The following is an 18,942-nucleotide window of genomic DNA, read 5'->3' as shown; positions in this document are numbered from 1 at the left end:
TGTTTTCCCCTCAGCGTTTGAGCATTTTTAAGGCGACATCGCAGTAAATTTTGCTGCCTGCCACGAATTCATCGATGGGGATAAATTCATCAGGTTTATGCGCGACGGCCAGCGAACCGGGGCCGATGATGATGCCTTTAGTGCCCAGACTGCGAAAATGCACCAGATCGCATCCCCCCTGAAAACCGAACGGTCCGGGTTCAGGATTGCCCTGCGCGGCGCAGGCTTCAACGCCCGCCCGCACAATCGGATCGTCAGAATCGGTTTCGGTCGCACCGCCGGTGGTCGGTTTGTAGGTGAGTATTTCGCTGCGCACACCGAATTTTTCCTGCGCCAGTTGCAGTAAATCCTGAATTTCCTGTTTCACGGCGTTCTCGTCTTCGCCCGGCACCATCCGTCGGTCGAGCAATAATTCGCAGGCGCCCGGCAGCACGTTATCGGCATGTCCGCCGCTAATGCGCGTGACCGTCAGGCTGGCGTTACCGACCAGCGGATGGCAGCGACAACGCACGGTATGTTCATGCGTTTCTTCCATCAGACCGAGCAGTTGCGCGGTACGGAAAATAGCGTTCTCCCCCAGCTCCGGTGTGCCGGAATGCGCGGTGACGCCATGAACGCGAACCAGCGGACGTAAACTGCCTTTGTGTGCCGAGTATGTGGTGTTGGAGGTCGGTTCGCCGATCACCACGTAATCGATATGCGCCGGAGCTTCACGCACATAAAACTTCGCGCCTTCGCTGGCGACTTCTTCGTCGGCGACAAAAATCGCCATCAATGTGCCGCTCCAGTCATTGCGGTTGGCCGCGAGCCATCGCATGGCTTCGATCATGGCGATCAGCGGGCCTTTAGCGTCGCAGGCTCCGCGGCCATACAACCGCCCGTCGCGTTCGGTGAGGGTAAACGGATCCTGCTGCCAGCCTTCACCGGCCGGTACGACGTCGAGGTGGGTGTTAAAGGCAAAGCACGGGCCGTTGCCGTTTGCCAGCCTGCCGATCACGTTGGTGCGTCCCGGTGCGTACTCGCTGAGCGTCATGTCGAAGCCGATGTCGCTCAGCATGGCGCTGATAAGCTCTGCTGCCTCGCGTTCACGTCCCGGCGGGTTTTCGGTATTGATCGCCACCAGTGCGGCAAGATCGCGTTTCATTCTGCTGATATCGGGCGATGAAAGACTCATCGGTGTCTCCTGAAAAACAGTTTTGTGGCAAAAGTCAGATCCCTGGTGAGGGCGCAATAAATGTTTTGGGGGTGCTGAAAAGGATCAATGCAAGATTTGATCTAAGAAACGTTGTGCCCGCAGGCTGACATCGCCGCCGAAGAATTTTTTGCCGGTCGCGTTTTCGATGATTTCGCCGTTTTCCATAAAGACGATGTGATTGGCTGCACGTTTCGCGAAGCCCATTTCATGCGTGACCACAATGCTGGTCATGCCTTCGGCGCTGAGATCGGCCATCACGTCGAGCACTTCGCGGATCATTTCCGGGTCAAGCGCAGAGGTGGGTTCATCAAACAGCATCAGTTTGGGTTTCATTGCCAGAGCACGGGCAATGGCAACACGTTGCTGCTGGCCGCCGGAAAGTTCATCAGGGAACGAATCGGCTTTATCAGGAATTCGTACTTTGCCGAGCAGTTCCAGGGCCTGTGCCCCGGCTTCACTGCGGCTGACGCCCAGCACGGTCATCGGCGCGAGCATGATGTTTTCGGCCGCCGTCAGATGGGAAAACAGTTCGTAGTTCTGGAACACCATGCCGATGTCACGGCGTAATTTATGCGGCTCGATACTGGCGTGGGTGATGTCCTGATTGCGAAAGAAAATCGAACCCCCCTGGATCGGCTCCAGCAAATTGATGCAGCGCAGCAGGGTAGATTTGCCTGAACCTGACGGACCAATCAGCACCACGGTTTCGCCCTGAACCACATTCAGGGAACAGTTTTTAAGAACGTGTTGTGCGCCAAAATGTTTATCGACGCCGATGATTTCCAGAACCGGTTTGGATTGACTCACGGACTTCTCCTCAGTTTGGCGTGCTGCTGCGCAGCAGGCGTTCAGTCAGTGACAGCGCGGGTTTTTTGCGTTTTTTCGGATCAAGCGAACGTTCCAGCCAGGCCTGTCCCACCATGAAAACGGAAGTCAGCACCAGGTAGTAAATACCTGCGGCGCAGAGTGCTTCGAAATATCGGAAGCTGGCGCTGGCGGTCTGATTGGCGATGAGCAGCAGTTCCTGTACGGCAATCACCGACACCAGTGCGCTCGACTTCAGCATGCTGATCATCTGATTGCCCATCGGCGGCAGCACGATGCGCGCGGCCTGTGGCAACACAATCTTGCGCATGATCTGGCCCTGAGTCATGCCGAGCGCCATCCCCGCCGTTCGCTGCCCGCTGCGCACGGCCTGTAAGCCGGAGCGTAAAATCTCCGCCATATACGCCCCTTCATTTAAGGACAGCGCCATCACCGCACAGGTGAAAGCGGAGAAGCGCAGGCCGAAGGTTGGCAGAACGTTGTAAACGAAAATAATCTGGAACAGCACCGGTGTGCCGCGAAACAACCAGAGATAGAAGAAGGCCAGAACGGATCCCGCCCTGAAGCGGGATTCCTGCAGCAGGGCCAGCACCAGCCCCGCAATAATGCCAAAGAACAGCGAGCACACCGTTAATAACAAGGTCATTAATGCGCCCTGAAAGAACGCCGGTGAGAACAGGTATTGCCAAACAAGATCAAGTGACATGAACTTTCCTCAATGTCAGGGCAACGCTTTACTTAACATCACGGTTTCAGAAAATGGACACCGAAGCCGGGAACTGCCATTTGCTGATGATTTTTTGATAAGTTCCGTCTTTCACCACGTCCTGAAGGCCTTTTTCCAGCAGCGATTTCATTTCGGTATCGCCTTTACGCACGGCAAAACCGATGTGCGTGTCTGCTTCAAACTCAGCACCGACGGCTTCGAAGGTATCGCCTTTTTCGCTCAGCAGTGCCACAGCACCCGGCGTTGACAGGAATTCTGCATCAGCACGTTTTTGTGCCACTGCGACGGCAGAATCCGTGGCTGCCGGGAAGGTCAGCACGGTCAGCGCCGGTTTTTTAGCATCCAGGCATTTCTGGTTGTCTGCACGCGCCTGACTTTCTTCAATGCCGCCCAGCGTCACGGCGATGTTTTTGCCGCACAGGGACAAATCACGACCGGTGATTTTTTCCGGATTGCCTTTCGCCACAATGACGCGGCTGCCGATTTTCAGGTACGGCACAAAATCCACCTGCTCAGAACGGGTCGGGTTGATGTACATCGCTGAGTTGATGATATCGAGACGTTTACCCTGCAACGCGGGGATCAGTCCTTTGAACTCCATCGACATCGGTTCCGGTGTCAGCGCCAGTTTTTCCGACAGGGCGGTGATGAGATCGATATCAAAACCGGTCAGCTTGCCGTCTTTCGTAAATTCAAACGGCATGAACGTGGCGGCGGTGCCATACGTCAGATGACCTTTACTGACCAGCGCCGGCGCAGCAGCCTGGCTGAACAACGGGGCACTCAGGCAAATAGCGGCCAGAGAGACGGCGGCATATCGACGCAAAAAAGCTTTTTTTGACATGACAGACTCCAGTTTCCCATGAGCAGGATTGCTCTTTGTGTCTCATTAAATACAATTAAATTTGTGAGTCAAGGCTCTTTTTTGGTGCATTAATTGCACGATTTGGGGGATTTATAACCAGACTTCACCATCCTCAAGGCTTGTGATATTGTACAAACCTAAACAACAAATACTTTCAGGTGTTGCTATTCCATGACCCAATCTACGACAGCCAGCGGAAGGCGTCTGGCAAACCAAATCCTTGACCTGATACGTGAAGCAAAATTTGAGCCAGGTCATCATCTCAGGGAGCAACAACTGGCTGATATGCTCGGTGTTTCACGTACGCCGGTGCGTACTGCCCTGAAATTACTGTGTGAGTTAGGAATTATCGAAGCGCGACGCAATCAGGGTTTTTTCCTGCTGAAAGCCTTCGACGAACTTCAGCGCATCAGCATTGATATCCCTGCCAGTAATGATCAGGATTTATACGAGCAACTGGTCAAAGACCGTATCGCCGGAAAGTTGCCGGATTCCCTGACGCAGACGGAAATCGCCCAGCGCTATGAGGTTGATCGTGGTGTGCTGGCGCGCACGTTGCTGCGTCTGGCGGAAGACGGGTTGATCGCCCGCAACAAGGGGCATGGCTGGTCATTCTTACCGACCCTGAATACCGATGTAGCGCTGAGTAACGGCTACGGATTCCGTCTGATGATTGAGCCAGGCGCGCTAATGGCGGCAGGTTATCACGCCGATAAAAGCGCGCTGCGCCGCTTGCGGATGCAGCATATTTATCTGATTACTCATCCGGATATTCTGGCCGTTGATGGCCGTCAGATTTTCGAAACGGACGCCACCTTCCATGAAATGCTGGCGGAGTTCAGCGGCAATATTTTTGTTTTACAGGCTATTCAGCAGCAAAACCGGCTGCGCCGCCTGCTGGAGTTCGGCAGTTACACCAATAAACAGCGTGTGCGCGAATGGTGCGAGGAGCATGTCGCGATCATCGACGCCGTGCTGGAAGGGCGGATGGAAGCGGCGGCGGACATGATGCGCAGCCACCTGCAATCGGCTTATCAGATGGTGCTTAACAAAGTCGGTAAAGTGGGGTGAGCCGCTGTTTTTGTCTTACATAAACAAGAGGAAAAAGTGATGGATTTGGGTATCCAGGGCCGCATGGCGCTGTGGCGGCGTTTCTTGCCAGTCAGCAGACGTCATATATGACCGGTTCGGTGATCCGCGTCGATGGCGGCATGATCCCGTCAATATAAACGCTACGTCAGGAAGTGATGCTGCGAATCTGTTTCGTGGCATCGCTGTTATTAAACCTGCTAATTTTTAAAGATAACCTATAAGTCTGCATGATATTGGTGCAGGTCTCTTTTGCAGCCGTATGTCATGATCCTCCGTTTTATCCCCGCCCTCTGTCGCCTATTTTTCCCGTGTAATAGTTTTCTCTTATATTTTCGTGGATTAGCACCAGTAATGGGGATTTTTAATTCACGTGCCGGAGATTGGCGTAAATCTTGCTTTTATTAGTCACACTTATTATTCACATCAACAACGACCGCCCAGGGTTATCCCTTTCGCGTAAGATGGAGACAGAGATGAATCTCAGACGTCTGAAGTACTTTGTGAAAATCGTCGATATTGGCAGCCTGACGCAGGCTGCTGATGTTCTGCACATCGCCCAACCGGCATTAAGCCAGCAACTGGCGACGCTGGAAGGGGAATTGCAGCAACAATTGCTGATTCGCACTAAGCGCGGCGTCACTCCCACCGAAGCCGGTAATATTCTTTATTCGCATGCGCAGGCCATTTTGCGTCAGTGTGATCAAATCCACAGTGCCGTAAACAACGCCGGACAATCGCTTAGCGGACAGGTTTCCGTCGGTCTTGCGCCGGGCACTGCTGCCTCCGGGCTGGCGCTGCCGCTGTTGCAGGCAGTTCGCAAACAACATCCGGGGATTCTGTTGTATCTCAACGAGAATTTCGGCACTGCCCTGGGGGATCTGGTGATTAACGGGCGTATGGATATGGCGGTTTTTTACGGTTCCGGCATCGCTTCCGGGCTGAGCAGTCAGCCACTGATGAAAGAAGATTTGTATCTCGTCGGGGCACACTCCGTGCCGAATCCGGGGAAATATGTCGAACTGAGTGATGTGGCAAAGCTAAACCTGTTTATGCCGCGCTCACATAATATTACCCGCCGTCTGGTGGATGATGCGATGGCGGTACGCCGTTTAAGTGCCAATATCATTGGTGAAATTGAATCTTCAGCCACACTGACCGCCGCCGTCGCCAGCGGACTGGGTGCCACTATTTTGCCTGAATCTGCGGCCCGTGCCATGACCGGCCCGGCCAAAGCCTGGATGTCATGTATCAGCGGCCCGGCAATTCAGGTTCCGCTGTCGCTCTGCGTTTGTGAAACGCTGGCATTATCGCAGGAAGCCATGGCGGTGAAAAAAATCCTGTTGTCTCTGGTCTTTGAGCAGACCGCGCCGGTGATGGAACCGATGTTAGTGGCGAGCTGATAGTTTACGACGACCTCCCCTGAAAAGGGGAGGCGTAAAGCCAGAAAACCACATCCGGACGTCTGCTCCTGAGAAAGAAAATCGCCATTTAAGCTGAGGCGTTCAACTCACTATCAGCACGGGCATTTACCCATCTTCCCCCCTTCGCTCGGGAACCGCGCCTCCAGACATCGCCGGTGGAATTCACGTTCAGTCATCGGTGTCATTTCCGGATGTCTGACGGCCATGTGGCGGACATAATTCTGATAATCCTGCACGCCGACCATCAGGCGAAAACTCTGTGCGGTACGTTTTATCGCCAGCCTCAGCCAGCCGGCCACATTGTGTGGTTTTGGCTGCACCGTGAATAACGGCTGACAGCGGATAACCTGTAACACCGCAGGCCGCGGTGTTTTGAATAATGCTCTTGAATCAGACATGGCGGGCCTCACGACGTTGTACAACAGCGGTTTCATGCACTGTCGGCGTGTCTGATTGCAGCGCACGGCGGATCACGAAGCAGGCTGAAATCAACATGGTGACCGCTACCAGCATGAAGAATCCACACAGAAGGGCATTGATCTGATTGTTCAGTACGATGGTGTGCATGTCCGCCAGCGTTTTGGCGGGTTTAATGATTTCGCCGCTGTCGATACCGGCACCGAATTTCTTCGCCTGCGCCAGGAAACCAATCGATGGTTTTTCGTGGAAAATCTTCTGCCAGCCTGCGGTCATCGAGGTGATAAACAGCCAGATAGTGGGCAAAATGGTGACCCATGCATAGCGCTGCTTCTTCATTTTAAACAACACCACCGTGCCCAGAATCAACGCCATCGAAGCCAGCATCTGGTTGCCGATACCAAACAATGGCCACAAGGTATTAATGCCGCCTAGCGGGTCGACGACGCCCTGATAAACGAAGAAGCCCCAGCCTGCAACCGCGACGGTAGTTCCGGCGAAGGTACCAATCCACGAGCGGTTATTGGCTAAAGAAGGCACCGCGACACCCACCAGATCCTGCACCATAAAGCGGCAGGCGCGGGTACCGGCATCCACGGCGGTAAGAATAAATAAGGCTTCGAACAGGATAGCGAAGTGATACCAGAAGGCCATCATCGCACGACTGTTGAACACATCGGTGATGATGTGAGCCATCCCGACGGCGAAGGTAGGCGCGCCACCTGCGCGGGAAAGGATTGACTGCTCGCCGACATCTCTGGCGATTTGCGTCAAAATTTCCGGCGTGATCACAAAGCCCCAGCCGTTAATCACCTGCGAGGCGCTTTCTACCGTGGTCCCGATCAGGGCCGCCGGAGAGTTCATGGCAAAATACACACCCGGGTCGATAACGGATGCACAAATCAGCGCCATGATCGCCACGAAGGATTCCATCAGCATCGCACCGTAGCCGATAAAGCGGATATGACTTTCGCGCTCAATCAGTTTCGGTGTGGTGCCGCTGGAGACCAGCGCATGGAAACCTGAAATCGAACCGCAGGCGATAGTGATAAACAGGAACGGGAACAGGCTGCCGGAAAACACCGGACCGCTGCCGTCGATAAAGCGCGATACTGCAGGCATTTTCATCTCCGGCATGGCAAAAACAATGCCTACGGCCAGCCCGGCAATAACCCCGATTTTCAGGAATGTGGAGAGGTAATCGCGCGGTGCCAGCAGCAGCCAGACCGGCAATACCGAGGCGATAAATCCATAGATCACCAGCACCCAGGTCAGGGTGGTGCCGTGCAGGGTAAAGAACGGTCCCCAGAACGGATCTGCGGCAACATTGCCGCCGTAAATGATGGCGAGCATCATCAGCACAAAACCAATCACCGACACTTCAGCGATTTTCCCCGGACGCAGAAAACGCATGTAGATGCCCATGAACAGGGCAATCGGAATGGTTGCGGCGATGGTAAACAGTCCCCACGGACTGTCGGCCAGTGCTTTGACCACCACTAACGCCAGTGCGGAAAGGATGATGATCATCACGCCCAGCGCGCCGAGCATAGTGATAACGCCCGCGAAGTTCCCCAGTTCCTGTTTGGCCATTTCCCCCAGAGAGCGGCCATCGCGGCGGGTAGAAATGAACAGTATCAGGAAGTCTTGTACCGCACCGGCCAGCATCACGCCGACCAGGATCCAGATCGTGCCCGGCAGAAAACCCATTTGTGCGGCGAGGATCGGGCCGACCAGCGGACCGGCTCCGGCGATGGCCGCGAAATGGTGGCCGAACAAGACCCATTTATTGGTCGGTACGTAATCCAGCCCGTCATTGTGACGCTCGGCCGGAGTCATGCGTTTGTCGTTGAGTTCAAAAACTTTTTCAGCAATAAACAGGCTGTAGAAGCGGTAAGCAATGCTGTAACAGGCAATAGCGGCGACCACCAGCCAGAGAGCATTAACATGTTCGCCACGGCTGAGGGCCAGCATCCCAAAGGCAAAAGCCCCGATTAACGCCACCACCAGCCAGGTTATCCCGGACTTGACGCTTTTCATGATGTACAACTCCTTATGAGGGGTCCGGTGAGAGCCCGCCACTTTTTATGTCGAGAGTGTGATGTGCAGAGGTAGGGGTCGCCTGGTTATATTTGGTTGCGACCTTGTTAAATTATTGTTCAAAAATAATGTTTTTAAACAGAAAAGTATGAAGTTAAAGATGAAAATGTGATGCGGCTGACGCTTTGCGCAAACCAGACGGGGCGGATAACAGCAAAGTTGTGGCGGGGAAGTAAAAAAGCAAAAAAAAACCGGCCACGATGGGCCGGTTATTCTGTCAGGTTAAGGATTATTCAGCGGTTGCTGACTTTTCCTGGCCTGGTTTGTGGTCACGCATGTGCTCCATTTTGGCGGCGCGTTGCTGATAGTTTTCATTGAACTGTTTTTTCTGCTCTGGTGTCAGCAGGTTATACATTTTGTTCTCAGCACGGGCACGGTCAAGCATGCGGTCAGACTGCGCTTTAGTGATGGTATCAATTTGCGCTTTTACCTTAGCTTCATCGAAGCTGTCGGTCGCCACCAGGTTGTGCATCTGATCCATCTGGGCTTTCATGGCTGCACGGTCAGGGCGCGCTCCGCTGTCTTTCATGATTTCTTTCATCTGTGTTTTCTGCTGTTCAGTCAGGTTCAGGCCCGCAAACGGATTCATATGCTGCGGTCCTTTATGATGCAGCATTTTGCCTTGCGTGGCGGTCGTGGCGTCAGTGGCCGGTGTCGCGGTGGTTTCAGCAGCAAATGCGAAAGAAGCGGAGCTCAGAGCCAGAGTTGAAGCCACAATCATTGCGGTAAGTTTACGCATAATTAAATTCCTCATTGGAGATTCAGGCAATTCGCCCGTTTTGTTTCGACGAAAACAAGTCTACTCAATCCAATGAATAGTAATGCGGTGTGGATGTAAAAGAGTGAAAGGCGGAGTGTTACTTTTCCAGCGATCGTGGAGAAAGTGTTTAGAAAGCGTAAGGTTGCGCGAACAGGTGTGAAAGGAAGCTCAGATAAATCTGAGTAATGCGGTGAATTCACACATTATCATGGTGAATGTTTCGCCGCCATAACTCTCTGTTAAATGTTCGTCGCTGTTGATGAGCAGTTTACGTCAGAGGGAAAGCGCAAAATCAGGTATAATAGTTATCTTTTGATTAACACTTTCTATAACAGTGCTGATGGATAATGACTCAATCCCGTTATGAAACGCTGGCGCGTACCTTGCGCAGACAAATTGATACGCAGGTCTGGTTACCGGGCGAACGGCTGCCTTCATTGCGTGATACCTGTAAACAGTCTGGCCTGAGTCTGATGACTGTGTTGCAGGCCTATCAGCTGCTGGAAAGTCAGGGTGTGATTGTCGCACGTCCGCAGTCCGGCTATTTCGTGGCGGCGGGGGGGCAGCGACCGGTGCGTCCTTCTCCCGACGGGCGTTTACATGCCGCAGAGCAGGTGGACGTCAATGACGCTATTTTCGATATTCTTAAAGCCGGGCAAGATCCCGCCGTGGTGCCGCTTGGTTCCGCGTTTCCTGATCCGACACTTTTCCCGCAACCACGTCTGGCTCGCTCCCTGGCGAGCGCCGTCCGCCGGATGTCGCCACACAGCGCCACTGCAAATCTGCCGCCGGGTAATGAAGAACTGCGTCGCAGCATTGCGCAGCGGTATGCGCAAAACGGCATTGAAGTGGCACCCGATGAAATTGTCATTACGTCAGGTGCGATGGAGTCGCTCGGGTTAAGTTTGCAGGTTGTGACCGAGCCGGGGGATTGGGTGGCTATCGAATCGCCGGCTTTTTACGGGGTATTGCAGGCGATTGAGCGGCGTAAATTAAAAGCCGTCGCCATTCCGACTGACGTACGTAGCGGCATGGATCCCGAGGCACTGGAACAGGCGCTGGAAATTTATCCCATCAAAGCCTGCTGGCTGATGTCCAGCTTTCAGAACCCGCTCGGATGCAGTTTGCCGCCGGAGAGAAAAACACGGCTGGTGAGTATTCTTCAGGCGCATAAAGTGGCGCTGATAGAGGACGATGTCTACAGCGAACTGTACTTTGACAGTGAACGGACGGTGCCGCTGAAAGCCTCGTCATACCGCAGCGAAATTCTGCATTGTTCGTCTTTTTCGAAATCTCTCGCGCCGGGCTTTCGCGTAGGCTGGGTGGCGGCGGGGGCTTATGCCGAACGTATTCAACGCCTGCAACTGATGAGTACATTATCGGCCAGTGTGCCGGTTCAGCTGGCATTAGCCGATTATATGCAAAAAGGTGCGCAGCAGGGCGGCTACGATACCCATCTGCGGCGGTTGCGCCGTGTGCTTGAACAACGCCAGATGGCGATGCGTCACGCTATCCTGGCTGAGTTTCCGGCGCAGGTGACAGTGACGCAACCCGCCGGCGGGTATTTTTTATGGCTGGATTTGGGCGATAACGTGGACGCGGCACGGGTCTATCAGCGCGCTCTGGCAAAAGGCGTCAGCGTCGCGCCCGGCACCATGTTCTCCGCCGACGCGCGTTTCAGCCATTGTATGCGCATTAATACCTCTTTCGAATGGGGACCGCACACCGCGCGTGCCGTCTCCATTCTGGCAGCGCTGGTGGCGGATGAAATTAAAAGGTGAGAATGGTTTCACACATCCTGTTCGCGCAGGATTTTACCGACATTTCCGCCCGGATGGACTTTCAGCAGCCGCTGCTGATCAAAGCCGTTGCGCAGCATGATATTGCCACACAACGCATCGAACACCGCCAGCACCAGTATGATGGACGTGGTAGCCAGCATATTGAGCGGGTCGATTTCCTGCTCAATATGTGTTTTCACCACCAGCGTGGCGGCACGGGCGATCGCCGAATCCGTATTCTCCGTCACACTGATGATCGCCACGCCCCTGGCTTTCAGCGCCGGTAACAAACGCGTCAGTTCTTCAGAGTTTCCGCCCCGGGAAATTAAAATCATCAGGTCATCGCTGCGCATAAAGCCTAAATCACCATGGGCGGCATCAGTGGCGCTAAGATATACCGCCGGTTGTTCGACGCATGCCAGCATATGGGCGATTTTCCGCGCCGCAATGCCCGACGTCCCGACGCCGCTGACGGCAATTTTGCCCTTACAGCCGGTGATCAGGGTCAGTAACTGCTGCCAGATATCGGCATCGAGATTGTGCCGTAATGCCAGCAATTCCTGGCTGTAGGTTTGCCAGCCCTGGCACGCCAGGGCAAATTCATCCTCTGCATTCATTGGGTTTCCCCCTGCATCAGGCGGCGGTATTTCATGCTGTCGTGGTACATCTCATGAAACACACGGTATTTGCGATCGTAATACTCTTTGATTTTATTGGTTTGCGGTGTGACCGTTTTGCCGATGCGGCTCATGGCCGCCATCGCTTCCGGCAACGAGTCGTATGCGCCGGCCGCAACGGTGCCCATCATGGCACTGCCGAGTAACATCGCTTCGCTTTCTTCCGGTAACAACATTGCACAGCCTGTGGCGTTGGAGTGCTCCTGTACAAACACCGGATTTTTGGTGCCACCACCGCTTGCCATCATGGTATCAATGCGATATCCACTCTGGTTCATGGTCTCGATGATATGGCGGGTGCCCAGCGCCAGCGCCTGAATGGTGGCCAGATAATGCAGTGCCATGTCTTCCGGCGTACGCGAGAGTTTCAGACCGGTCAGCGTACCGGTCAGCGTCGGGTTGGCGCGCGGTGAACGGTTGCCGTGGAAGTAGGGCAGCATATGAATATCTTTGGTCAGGAAGGCGATATTCTCCGGTTCACCGGCCATTTTTCGCAAAATGTTGTTGAGTACTTCGTAAATAGTTTTGCCGCTGTCTTTACCCTGTTTCAGTAAATCGTGATAACACGGATGCGACTGAATCATATGGTCAATCAGTGCGCCGGTGGTGGATTGCCCCCCTTCGTTCAGCCAGTAATCTGGCAAAATAGCCGAGTAGTAAGGCCCCCAGATGCCGCCGATATAACGTGCGCTGCGGGACATCGCCATGTGCGCCGTGGAAGTACCGCCAATCAGCGCGATGCGGTTATCGAAGTCGGCCGATTCACCGGATGCGCCGCTGGCACCGAGAATACCGAGGCTGCCTGCATGGGCATCAATGATAGAAACGCTGACGGCGGTGCCTGCCATCAGCCCCATCTCTGCGGCGGCGCGCTGTGTCAGACCATGCCCGAGCGGCTCGCCCATGGTTTTTACTTCACTGCCGATTTTCGCCGCGTTGTTTTCCAGCAAATCTTCCAGCCCGATCTGGCGGAAATAGCTTGGATCCCAGCGGTCTTCATGGCCGATATACGTCCATTTACAGACAGTGGAACACAGCGAGCGCGTGGTGTCCTGTGTGGCGCGCCAGGTCAGAAAATCCGGCAGGTCGAACAGGTGACCGACGTTGTTCCAGGTGGTCGGCATATGCTGTTTCAGCCAGAGCAATTTCGGCGTTTGCATTTCCGGTGAAATAATCCCGCCAACGAATTCCAGCACGCGGTGACCGGTGGCATTGATGCGCTCGGCCTGGGTAATGGCACGGTGATCCATCCAGACAATAATGTTTTGCTCGCTGCGCCCGGACGGGCTGACGGTCAGCGGCTTACCTTCTTTATCCAGCACCACCAGCGAACAGGTGGCGTCGAAGCCGATACCTTTCACCTGGATCGGGTTGATGTCAGCCTGATTAACCGCATCTTTCACGGCGTTACAGACAGATTGCCAGATCTCATCGGACGATTGCTCGACGAAATCGGCTTTCGGGCGGTATAACGTAATCTCACGGCTGGCCTGGCCAACCATGCGGCCGGTCATGTCGAAGACACCCGCGCGGGCGCTGCCGGTACCTACGTCGACTCCAATAAAATAACTCGCCATGTTCTTTCCCTTCGGTAAAAAGCTTTCGCTTAAGATTTTCTGTTTTGCAGAGCGATAAACAGGATCAGAACGCCGCCCCACAGAGCCATTGTCAGATAACTGCTTACCCCCATCAGGTTCAGGCCACTTTCCAGCATTTGCAGGACGATCAGTGCCAGTACCAGCCCGATGACCCGGCCGAAACCGCCGTCGGGATTAATCCCGCCGAGTACGGAGGCCAGAATGGTCACCAGCAAATAGGAGTCGCCGTAACCTGCTTTTGCCGAGTTAAATTTGGACATCATCAGCAATGCCGCACCCCAGCCGAGCAGGGCGGAAAGCACATACACCGCGATAGTAACTTTATGGGTATTGACGCCGCTGAACCGCGTGGCCTGTTCGTTGGAACCCATCAGATATAAGCTGCGGCCAAGTGTGGTGTGTTCGAGTAATACCCATAACAACAGCGCCACCAGCAGGAATAACAGCAGTGCGACCGGAATGCCCAAAAGACTGCCGTTGCTGAGATACTGGATTGCCGCCGGGAAGCCGGAAATCACCGCGCCGTTGGTCAGCAGAATATTCAGCCCGGCAATCAGCGTCATGGTGCCGAGCGTTGCCAGAATCGGTGAAACTCCGATATACGCAATCAGCGCGCCATTGAGTACGCCAGTCACCACCGCAACGGCCAGACCGGCGAGCATCGCCAGCGCGAAATATTCCGGCTGACCCGGATGCGCCACCAGAATGGCTGCCATTGCCAGAGAACAGGCATTTGCCCCGGCAATCACCGAGAGGTTGATACCACCGGTGAGCATGGTGATGCCCATCCCCAGAGCCAGCATGCCCAGAATCGGCAATTGCGAGGAGATCGACTGGAAATTGCCGATGCTGTAAAAACTGCCGCCCAGCGTAAATGAGAACAATACGGCAACAACAACGATAATCAGCAACTGCAAGCGGATGATGCGGTCGCCGGGGAAGAATCGGGTTAAAGTCGTCATGTCACATCCCCTTTGCCAGTTTGCGTTTTTCATTCCACGCGGTGCTGCTGATGCTGACCAGAATGATCACGCCGCTAAATACCTGATGCCAGTAAGATGAAATGCTCAGCAGCGTCAGGCCGTTTTGCAAAAAGGCCAGCAACATGACACCGAGGACGGTGCCGGTCAGCGAGCCGCGACCGCCGGTCATACTGGTACCGCCTAAGACCACCGCCGCCAGTACGGTCAGTTCATAACCGAGTAACGAGTTGGGTGCCACGGACTGAGTGATCTGTGCCTGTACCACGGCGGCGATACCTGCCAGCAATCCCATAAAGCCATACACATAAAAATGCAGACGCAGGATGTTCAGGCCCAGGCGCGACGCGGCATCACGGTTGCTGCCCATGGCGTAAATCTGCCGGCCCACACGGGTGCGGTTCATCAGCACGCCGGTGGCAATAATGACGCCCAGCAGGCTGAGCAGCGGCAGCGTCAGGCCATAGTCGTAACCGTCGGCGGCAGTAAAGGAGAACCAGTTGATGCCGTTCATGAACCAGTCGGGGAAGCCGTAAAGCCAGGTGCCATTGGTCAGATACACCAGCAAACCGTAGAAAAGGTTTAATGTGGCAATCGTGATAATAATGGCCGGCACGCGCAGCCAGTAGACCAGGAAGCCGTTGACCAGCCCGAGCAGTAAACCGATGCCCATCGACATGGCAAACGCCAGAGGAAAGCTGCCGCCATGATGAATGATGTAACTCGCCATCACGTACTGACCGATAGAGGTCACTGCCGGGAAAGAAATATCGATACCACCGGCAATCAGTACCACAAACAGGCCGCAGGCCAGAATACCGAGAATGGCGTAGCTGGTGGCAACGTCGGTCAGGTTGCCGATCGTCATAAATTCACGGGTGCTGACACTCAGGCCAATCACCAGCAGCAGTACCAGTAATCCCAGCCAGAATTCGTGCAGGGAAAACAGTTTCGTAAGAGATTTGTTATTCATTGATCGCCTCCGCAATTTGCGCTTCGCTGCTCTGATGCGGCGCAAATTCCGCCACCAGCTGGCCTTTACGCATCACCAGCACGCGGTGGCTGTTGTAATACGCTTCCGGGATTTCATCGCAAATCATCAGCACTGCCATGCCCGATTCCGCCAGATCGCGCGCGATGCGGTAAATCCCTTCTTTATTGGCGATATCGACACCGACTGTCGGCGAATCGAGGATCAGGATATGTGGCTGCGTCGCCACCCATTTGGCGATGGCGATGCGTTGTGCATTACCGCCGGAAAGGGTTTTCACCGGCAGGCTGCTGTCCGACACTTTAATGTTCAGATCACGGATCAGGTCTTTCACCACGGAGGCGGCTTTGCGGTGATCCATCAGCCCGGTGCCGGTGCGCAACTTGTCAAAAATTGACACCAGCGTGTTGTCATAAATGGATTGTTCCATGATCAGCCCCTGCGTCAGGCGATCTTCCGACACATACGCAATGCCGTGACGGATAGCGTCGCGGTTGCTGTGAAGTTTCACCGCCTTACCGTTGACACGGATTTCCCCGCTGTCCGGTTGACTCATGCCAAACAGGCTCAGGCAGAGCTCGGTACGCCCTGAACCGAGCAGGCCGATAATCGAGGTGATTTCACCCTGACGCAGCGACAGCGAAATATCCTGATACTGACCTTTGCGGCTCAGATGGCTGACTTCCAGCAGCGGCGTGACGTTGACCGGCGCGCGTTGCGGCAGATGGCTGTAGGTAAAACGCTGTCCGGTCATCAGGAAGGCCAGTTCATTACTGTCAAGTTCACTGGCCGGATAGGTACCGACCAGTTTGCCATCGCGCATCACACTGATACGGTCAGCGACTTCCATGACTTCATCGAGGCGATGGCTGACAAATACCACGCAAATACCGGCAGCTTTGAGCTCATTCACCACCCGCAGCAAACCGTTCACTTCGGTGCGGGTCAGCGACGCGGTGGGTTCATCCATAATAACCAGACTGGCGTCAGCCGCGATTGCCCGGCATATTGCCACTAACTGGCGGTCAGCAATCGACAGCTTTTCGACTTTACGATCCGGATCCAGTGAGACGCCAACCCGTTGCATCGCCGCGATGGCTTTTTTGCGCATTGCCTCACGATGTACCCAGAAATCGCCGCCCGGTAAATAACGGTGGATAGCAATATTTTCAGCCACCGATAAATTGGGGAATAAAGACAAGTCCTGATAAATAACCTGAATGCCATAATAAGACGAAAGCTGTGGCGTCAGGGCGTGAAAAAGTTTTCCGTCAAGCGTAATCGCTGCGCCTTTCTCCGGCTGGTAGACACCGGAAATAACTTTAATGATGGTACTCTTGCCACAGCCATTCTGACCGGCGAGACAATGCACTTCACCTTTATTAAGCGTCAGGCTGACATTATCCAGCGCTAATACGCCGGGGAATTTTTTACTGATTTTTTCGAGGCTGATAAAGGCCTCAGCAGGGGCAGGGGACGTGCTGAGAGTATTCATCGCAATCCTTACAACATGCCCTTCATTCTTCACGCTGCGGGTGCGTTGGCTTCACTTGCTCACCCGAATCACTTACTTATGTAAGCTCATCGGGCTTTACTCATTTGCCGCCTTCTCACAACGCGAATTATTTAGGGTATAAGTTTTCAATGTCTGATTAGAAATTCAGATACGGCACAACATACAACGCCGTATCTGTTTCTATTTGCCTGGTGTGGCGCTGGAGATAAATTATCTCCGGTAAATAAAAGTATTAAAAAGCTAAATCAGAATCCGAGTGATTTCGCATTTTCTGGTGTGACTTCCAGGATTTTATTAAAACGGATCACGTGTTTATCCATATCCACATCAGCTTTGCCTAATCCGTCGATGCTCAGATCTTTATTCACTTCTTTACCCTGCAACATCTGGTCGGCGACCGTCACTAACGCGTAACCGGCATCTTTCGGATCCCACAGCAGCACTTTCTTAATATCACCGCGCATCAGGTATGGCGCAGCCTGAGCTGGCATGGCAATACCCACAACGGCGATTTTATTTTTTGCACGTTTTTGCTGAACGGCCTGACCGGCACCAATCGGGCCGAGTGAACCGAAACCAATAATCCCTTTCAGATCAGGGTAGGTTTTCATTAAATCGAGCGTTGTGGAGTAAGACTTATCAATATTTTCCGCGACCGGCAGGCGTGACGTGACTTCATGCATATCCGGGTATTTTTCTTTCTGATATTTAATCGCGGCATCGGCCCATGCGTTATGCAATGGCACGGTCAGCGAGCCGACATAAATCGCATAACCGCCTTTGCCGCCCATGTCTTTCGCCAGCTCGTCCATATTGGCTTCGGCGTATTTCTGGCTGTCGATGGTTTCGATATCCCACTGACCAATCTGCTGATCCGGCGATTCGTGCGTTAACACCACAATGCCCTGATCACGGGCTTTCTTAAGCACCGGTTCCAGCACTTTGGCGTCGTTTGGCACCACGATAATGGCGTCGACTTTTTTGGCGATCAAATCTTCAATCACTTTGACCTGCTGAGCGGGATCCGGCGTGGATGCGCCCACCTGATAGGCATTAACATCCAGTTTCTGTGCGGCTTCTTTTACGCCGACTTCCATACGTGTGAACCATGGAATACCGGTGACTTTGGCAACGACGGCTATGTCGTAAGGTTTGGCGGCAAATGACGGTGTTGTGAATAACATGCATGCTGAAACCACACATGCACTGACTAATGCGAGGTTAAATTTCATGTCTGTACCTTTTCTTATGATGTTCTGTTCTGGTGTAGGGAGCGGCTGGTGGTTATTTATTCCACATTCAGAGATTAACTTAAGGGGAAAGCTTTTTTCGCGCAGCCGTAAACAGAATGTGATCAGTGCCCTAAAAAGTTAAATTTAATAACTTTTAATGTTAAATTAAAGTTAATAAAAACCATCAAGTTCACACCACAGAGAAATCGTGGGAGTGTTACCGATAATAATTTAACAAAATGAAATCTAAAATTTAACAAAATGAATACAACTCGCGGCAGAAATCGGGGGTTATCAGCAAGAAAAACCGTGAGATTTTTTTTATTTGCGCAGAGTGTGAAGAGGGTCACGGGGTTTTCATGCCCCAACATTGTGCATCGTTGCACCTTGATCAGGCATGGCGCTGCGCCTGAGCGCGGGCTTCACGCGCCGGATCACAATTCTGTATAAAACATCCCGCCGGAAATAAAAATATTTCCCTGCATACTCATTCTTCTGACCGCATTGCTGCACAAGGGGATTTTTTCTTTTATTCATTTTTTATGCAATAAAAGTGAATAATGGCAGGTATTAAGTGGTTGTTTTTTCTAGCTCTCACTTTTTTTATTCACTTTTTTCCTTTGCTGGCATGAAGAGTGCAATCTATGATGAGACTGAGTGAGATTATTTATTAACTTTTAAATAACAAATTAATAACTGTCATTTCTCGCCAGCGTGATTGCCCGCTAAATGTGCAAAAACATCGGAACCCGGTGCATTTCCCGT

16 protein-coding genes and 1 pseudogene are annotated in these 18,942 nt (G+C 53.3%); 4 read left to right on the top strand and 13 right to left on the bottom strand.

Annotated elements, in window-relative coordinates; translation table 11 throughout:
- Positions 1-10 precede the first annotated feature (10 nt).
- The 4 genes from J1781_RS09665 to J1781_RS09650 all read right to left on the bottom strand — a co-directional run bounded on the left by J1781_RS09665 (position 11) and on the right by J1781_RS09650 (position 3,591).
- A complete protein-coding gene (locus tag J1781_RS09665; protein ID WP_217233482.1) occupies positions 11-1,174 on the bottom strand; it encodes a M20 family metallopeptidase in 1,164 nt (387 codons plus the stop codon).
- 84 nt (positions 1,175-1,258) lie between these two features.
- The gene (locus J1781_RS09660) at positions 1,259-2,002 is read right to left on the bottom strand and encodes an amino acid ABC transporter ATP-binding protein (RefSeq protein ID WP_331252976.1); all 744 of its coding nucleotides are present in this window, start codon (positions 2,000-2,002) and stop codon (positions 1,259-1,261) included.
- A 10-nt stretch (positions 2,003-2,012) separates the two neighbouring features.
- The gene (locus J1781_RS09655; RefSeq protein WP_129952610.1) at positions 2,013-2,726 is read right to left on the bottom strand and encodes an amino acid ABC transporter permease; all 714 of its coding nucleotides are present in this window, start codon (positions 2,724-2,726) and stop codon (positions 2,013-2,015) included.
- A gap of 46 nt (positions 2,727-2,772) precedes the next feature.
- Entirely contained in the window at positions 2,773-3,591 is an 819-nt protein-coding gene (locus J1781_RS09650; protein WP_129991905.1) for an ABC transporter substrate-binding protein, read from the bottom strand.
- A 192-nt stretch (positions 3,592-3,783) separates the two neighbouring features.
- On the opposite strand from J1781_RS09650, the gene J1781_RS09645 reads away from it, so the two are divergent.
- The 3 genes and pseudogenes from J1781_RS09645 to nac all read left to right on the top strand — a co-directional run bounded on the left by J1781_RS09645 (position 3,784) and on the right by nac (position 6,104).
- A complete protein-coding gene (locus J1781_RS09645) occupies positions 3,784-4,683 on the top strand; it encodes a GntR family transcriptional regulator (protein ID WP_217233481.1) in 900 nt (299 codons plus the stop codon).
- 53 nt (positions 4,684-4,736) lie between these two features.
- Positions 4,737-4,841, top strand: a pseudogene (locus tag J1781_RS09640) (SDR family oxidoreductase); the annotation flags it as partial.
- 336 nt (positions 4,842-5,177) lie between these two features.
- Entirely contained in the window at positions 5,178-6,104 is a 927-nt protein-coding gene (nac, locus tag J1781_RS09635) for a nitrogen assimilation transcriptional regulator NAC (RefSeq protein WP_129991904.1), read from the top strand.
- 113 nt (positions 6,105-6,217) lie between these two features.
- Here nac and J1781_RS09630 read toward each other — a convergent pair whose 3' ends face one another.
- The 3 genes from J1781_RS09630 to spy form a co-directional block, all read right to left on the bottom strand.
- Positions 6,218-6,523, bottom strand: a complete 306-nt coding sequence (locus tag J1781_RS09630; RefSeq protein ID WP_129952614.1) for a YbdD/YjiX family protein — start codon at positions 6,521-6,523, stop codon at positions 6,218-6,220.
- The gene (locus J1781_RS09625; RefSeq protein WP_129952615.1) at positions 6,516-8,582 is read right to left on the bottom strand and encodes a carbon starvation CstA family protein; all 2,067 of its coding nucleotides are present in this window, start codon (positions 8,580-8,582) and stop codon (positions 6,516-6,518) included. Before J1781_RS09625 ends, J1781_RS09630 begins: the two co-directional genes overlap by 8 nt.
- 289 nt (positions 8,583-8,871) lie before the next feature.
- Positions 8,872-9,381, bottom strand: coding sequence for an ATP-independent periplasmic protein-refolding chaperone Spy (gene spy / locus J1781_RS09620; RefSeq protein ID WP_129952616.1), 510 nt, complete (start codon positions 9,379-9,381; stop codon positions 8,872-8,874).
- Positions 9,382-9,749: 368 nt separating this feature from the next.
- Between spy and J1781_RS09615 the strand changes: the two genes are divergently transcribed.
- Positions 9,750-11,183 (top strand): aminotransferase-like domain-containing protein, encoded by a 1,434-nt coding sequence (locus tag J1781_RS09615; RefSeq protein WP_217137427.1) that lies wholly within the window; start codon positions 9,750-9,752, stop codon positions 11,181-11,183.
- An 8-nt stretch (positions 11,184-11,191) separates the two neighbouring features.
- Here J1781_RS09615 and J1781_RS09610 read toward each other — a convergent pair whose 3' ends face one another.
- The 6 genes from J1781_RS09610 to J1781_RS09585 form a co-directional block, all read right to left on the bottom strand.
- Positions 11,192-11,800, bottom strand: a complete 609-nt coding sequence (locus J1781_RS09610; protein WP_129952618.1) for a KpsF/GutQ family sugar-phosphate isomerase — start codon at positions 11,798-11,800, stop codon at positions 11,192-11,194.
- A complete protein-coding gene (locus J1781_RS09605) occupies positions 11,797-13,437 on the bottom strand; it encodes an FGGY-family carbohydrate kinase (RefSeq protein WP_129991901.1) in 1,641 nt (546 codons plus the stop codon). The genes J1781_RS09610 and J1781_RS09605 overlap by 4 nt, the downstream gene beginning before the upstream one ends.
- A gap of 29 nt (positions 13,438-13,466) precedes the next feature.
- Positions 13,467-14,420 (bottom strand): ABC transporter permease, encoded by a 954-nt coding sequence (locus tag J1781_RS09600; RefSeq protein ID WP_129952620.1) that lies wholly within the window; start codon positions 14,418-14,420, stop codon positions 13,467-13,469.
- 1 nt (position 14,421) lies between these two features.
- On the bottom strand, positions 14,422-15,411 hold the full coding sequence (locus tag J1781_RS09595) for an ABC transporter permease (RefSeq protein WP_217233480.1): 990 nt from the start codon (positions 15,409-15,411) through the stop codon (positions 14,422-14,424).
- A complete protein-coding gene (locus J1781_RS09590; protein ID WP_129952622.1) occupies positions 15,404-16,924 on the bottom strand; it encodes a sugar ABC transporter ATP-binding protein in 1,521 nt (506 codons plus the stop codon). The genes J1781_RS09595 and J1781_RS09590 overlap by 8 nt, the downstream gene beginning before the upstream one ends.
- A gap of 266 nt (positions 16,925-17,190) precedes the next feature.
- Positions 17,191-18,177 (bottom strand): autoinducer 2 ABC transporter substrate-binding protein, encoded by a 987-nt coding sequence (locus tag J1781_RS09585; RefSeq protein WP_129952623.1) that lies wholly within the window; start codon positions 18,175-18,177, stop codon positions 17,191-17,193.
- Positions 18,178-18,942: the final 765 nt, after the last annotated feature.

Origin of the sequence: Rahnella perminowiae (assembly GCF_019049695.1) — a bacterium.
In the GTDB taxonomy this organism is placed as follows: Bacteria; Pseudomonadota; Gammaproteobacteria; order Enterobacterales; family Enterobacteriaceae; genus Rahnella; species Rahnella perminowiae.
This window is presented reverse-complemented; position numbering and strand designations above follow the sequence as displayed.